Origin of the sequence: Sodalis sp. (in: enterobacteria), assembly GCF_047607725.1 — a bacterium.
Taxonomy (GTDB): domain Bacteria; phylum Pseudomonadota; class Gammaproteobacteria; order Enterobacterales; family Enterobacteriaceae; genus JBLKSS01.
On the sequence record NZ_JBLKSS010000037.1, the window covers coordinates 6753 to 10694 of the forward strand.

2 protein-coding genes and 1 pseudogene (1 of these 3 cut by a window edge) are annotated in these 3942 nt (G+C 57.0%); 2 read left to right on the plus strand and 1 reads right to left on the minus strand.

Features of this window, described 5'->3' with window-relative positions:
• Both pgeF and clpB read left to right on the plus strand, forming a co-directional pair.
• Positions 1-470, plus strand: a pseudogene (pgeF, locus tag ACMX3H_RS04360) (peptidoglycan editing factor PgeF); its annotated part reaches 142 nt to the left of the window's first position; the annotation flags it as partial.
• Between the two features lie 131 nt (positions 471-601).
• Positions 602-3175 (plus strand): ATP-dependent chaperone ClpB, encoded by a 2574-nt coding sequence (clpB, locus tag ACMX3H_RS04365; protein ID WP_415209939.1) that lies wholly within the window; start codon positions 602-604, stop codon positions 3173-3175.
• A gap of 374 nt (positions 3176-3549) precedes the next feature.
• On the opposite strand, the gene ACMX3H_RS04370 is transcribed toward clpB, so the two are convergent.
• On the minus strand, positions 3550-3942 hold a 393-nt coding region (locus ACMX3H_RS04370; protein ID WP_415209940.1), incomplete at its 5' end, for an IS66 family transposase.

Below are 3942 nucleotides of genomic sequence, written 5' to 3' on the forward strand. Positions count from 1 at the left end.
ANNNTGCGGTTTACACCCGCAGRCGGGGCGAGGTTTGCACCGTGATGACCRCCGATTGTTTACCGGTGCTGTTGTGCGATCGCGCGGGCCGGGAAGTGGCCGMGGCGCACGCCGGTTGRCGGGGGTTATGCGCCGGYGTGCTGGRGCAGAYGCTGGCAGCGTTTCAGGCGCCGCGCACGGACATTCTCRCCTGGCTGGGGCCGGCCATTGGGCCGACGGCGTTTGAAGTGGGCGCTGAGGTCAAAGACGCCTTTACCCGTCACGACCCCGCGGCCGCCGGCGCGTTTGTCCCGCAGGGCGAAAAATATCTGGCCGATCTCTATCAACTGGCGCGTTTACGTCTGAGAACGGCCGGGATCCGCGCCATATATGGCGGTAAGCATTTCACTGTGCAGGAAAACGACACTTTTTTCTCCTATCGGCGCGAAGGTGTCACCGGATGTATGGCAACTTTGGTCTGGCTGATATAATCTCTTGCCCAAGACGATCCAGGATGGATAGCAACAATCTTCCCGCTTATTGGCGAAATATCCCTTGAATTTTAAATAAACGACCTTATTTAATCTCCAGAGTAGCAATTTTGACCAAGATGGGAGGAGTTATGCGTCTGGATCGTCTTACCAATAAATTCCAGCTTGCCCTCGCCGATGCCCAGTCCATGGCCCTCGGGCGCGACAATCAATTTATCGAACCTTTACACGTGATGGCGGCCCTGCTGAAGCAGGAAGGCGGCACCGTGCGTCCGCTGCTGCAATCCGCCGGCGTCAACATCGTGCCGTTTATCAGCGCGGTGGAGCAGGCCTGCGAGCGCCTGCCGCAGGTGGAGGGCTCCGGGGGTGATGTGCAGCCTTCGCAAGATCTGGTGCGCGTGCTGAACCTGTGCGACAAGCTGGCGCAAAAACGCGCCGACAGTTTCATCTCTTCCGAACTCTTTGTTCTGGCCTCGCTGGAATCGCGCGGTACTCTGGCCGAGCTGCTGAAGTCGGCGGGCGCCACGACGGCGACGATTACTCAAGCGATTGAGCAAATGCGCGGCGGTGAGCAGGTCAACGATCAGGGCGCGGAAGATCAGCGCCAGGCGCTGAAAAAGTTCACCATCGACCTGACCGAGCGCGCCGAGCAGGGCAAACTCGACCCGGTAATTGGCCGCGGCGAAGAAATTCGCCGCACGATTCAGGTGCTGCAGCGTCGTACCAAAAATAATCCGGTTCTCATCGGTGAACCCGGGGTGGGTAAAACCGCCATTGTCGAGGGGCTGGCGCAGCGTATCGTCAACGGCGAAGTGCCCGAAGGCCTGAAAAACAACCGGGTGTTGTCGCTGGATATGGGATCGCTGGTGGCCGGCGCGAAATACCGCGGTGAATTTGAAGAGCGGCTGAAAGGCGTATTGAGCGATTTGTCCAAGCAGGAAGGCAATGTCATCCTGTTTATCGACGAGTTGCATACCATGGTGGGTGCCGGCAAGGCCGACGGTGCGATGGACGCCGGTAACATGCTCAAACCAGCGCTGGCGCGCGGCGAACTGCACTGCGTGGGGGCGACGACACTTGACGAATACCGCAAATTTATTGAGAAGGACGCCGCGCTGGAACGGCGTTTCCAGAAGGTCTTTGTCGCCGAGCCGAACGTAGAAGATACCATCGCTATCCTGCGCGGATTGAAAGAGCGTTATGAGCTGCATCACCATGTGCAGATAACCGATCCGGCCATTGTCGTCGCCGCGACGCTGTCCCATCGTTATATTGCCGACAGGCAACTGCCGGACAAGGCGATTGACCTTATCGATGAAGCCGCGTCCAGCATTCGTATGCAAATAGACTCCAAACCGGAAGAGCTGGATCGTCTGGAGCGCCGAATCATTCAACTGAAGCTGGAACAGCAGGCGCTAAAGAAAGAATCAGATGACGCCAGTCTCAAACGGCTGGCGATGCTCAATGATGAACTGGCGCAAAAAGAGCACGATTATTCTGAACTTGAAGAGGAATGGAAAGTGGAAAAAGCCTCTTTGTCGGGCACACAGCATTTGAAAGCGGAACTAGAACAGGCAAAGATTTCGATTGAGCAGGCGCGGCGTGTCGGCGATCTGGCGCGGATGTCTGAATTGCAGTACGGCAAAATCCCCGAGCTGGAAAAACAGCTGGCGGCGGCTTCGCAATCCGAGGGTAAAGGTCTGCGCCTGCTGCGTAACCGGGTGACCGATATTGAGATAGCCGAAGTGCTGGCCCGCTGGACGGGCATCCCGGTATCGCGGATGCTGGAAAGCGAGCGGGCAAAGCTGCTGCGCATGGAGCAGGATTTGCATCAGCGGGTTATTGGGCAGAATGAGGCGGTGGAAGCGGTATCTAATGCCATTCGCCGCAGCCGTGCGGGACTGGCGGATCCTAACCGGCCAATCGGTTCCTTTATGTTCCTGGGGCCGACCGGGGTAGGTAAAACGGAGCTATGCAAAGCGCTGGCAACATTCTTGTTCGATAGCGACGATGCCATGGTGCGTATCGACATGTCCGAATTTATGGAAAAACATTCGGTGTCGCGGTTGGTTGGCGCCCCTCCTGGCTATGTCGGTTACGAAGAAGGGGGCTATCTGACCGAGGTGGTGCGCCGTCGGCCTTATTCGGTGATTCTGCTGGATGAGATCGAAAAAGCGCATCCGGATGTCTTCAATATTCTGCTGCAGGTATTGGATGACGGACGTCTGACCGATGGCCAGGGACGCACGGTGGATTTTCGCAATACCGTGGTGATCATGACCTCCAACCTGGGGTCGGACATCATTCAAGAGCGTTTCGGCCAGATGAACTATCAGGAGATGAAGGATGTCGTGCTTGAAGTGGTCAGCCATCATTTCCGGCCGGAGTTTCTTAACCGTGTGGACGAAGTCATCGTCTTCCATCCGCTGAGCCGCGAGCACATCACCGAGATTGCGCAGATTCAGCTGCGGCGTCTGTACCAGCGTTTGGAAGAGCGGGGTTATACCGCCACCATCAGCGATGAGGCGCTGGCGCTGTTGGGCAAATCCGGTTTCGATCCTGTCTATGGCGCACGACCGCTGAAACGCGCCATTCAGCAGGAGATCGAAAACCCGCTATCGCAGCAGATCCTGTCCGGTGAGTTGTTGCCGGGTAAACCCGTTAAGCTTGAGGTACGGGACGATCATATCGTCGCCAGCCAATAATCCGCGGTCGGCCCCCGCCGGGCCGGAGCTTGATATCGGCACCCGTGCTAACCTGGGCGGTGTCTAATGCAGCGGTTAACCGCGCTACTGGAGCGGTGCTTCTTACGCTGTCTCGTCGGCTTATTTATGAACCGCGTCTCAACTGTGGCCAGGCTGCAATCGGGGCGCTTTTTTTGTCCGAATACACCTCATGTTTCCAACGGCGGTTTTGTCGCGATTGCTGCATATTTCGCCAGTTAAATCTTATTTTGCATTTAGCGCTTGTCACCGTCCGGGAAGGCCCTATAATGCACCTCCACTGACCGGGAACATCACCGGCTCAGCCAGAGGTAGGCGGCCCGCTAGTAAGCGTACGCCCAGCGCCGTATTGACAGTTATTCAGCAGGGATGGTGAGGTTCCACGGCAGGAGCTCTTTGATTTTGTTGATGGGATGATCCGCGATAATCTCCAGCACATGGCGCAGATATGCTTCCGGCTCCACGCCGTTCAGTTTGCAACTGCCGATCAGCGTATACATCAGCGTCGCCCGGTCGCCGCCGCTATCCGAAGCGAAGAACAGATAGTTCTTGCGACCCAGGCTTATTACCCGCAGCGCGTTTTCAGCGATATTATTGTCGATCTCCGCCCAGCCATCGCCGGCGTAGTGGCACAACGCCCGCCAGTGATTCATCAAGTAGTTGAACGCCTTTGCCGTATCGGCCTGGCGCGACAGCGTGGTGAGTTTTTCCCGGACCCAACTCCCCAGACCAACAAGTATTGGTCGGGA

What these genes read in the sequence shown, in the direction of transcription:
- clpB (WP_415209939.1), top strand. Translation starts at nt 602, where the DNA reads ATGCGTCTGGATCGTCTTACCAATAAATTCCAGCTTGCCCTCGCCGAT.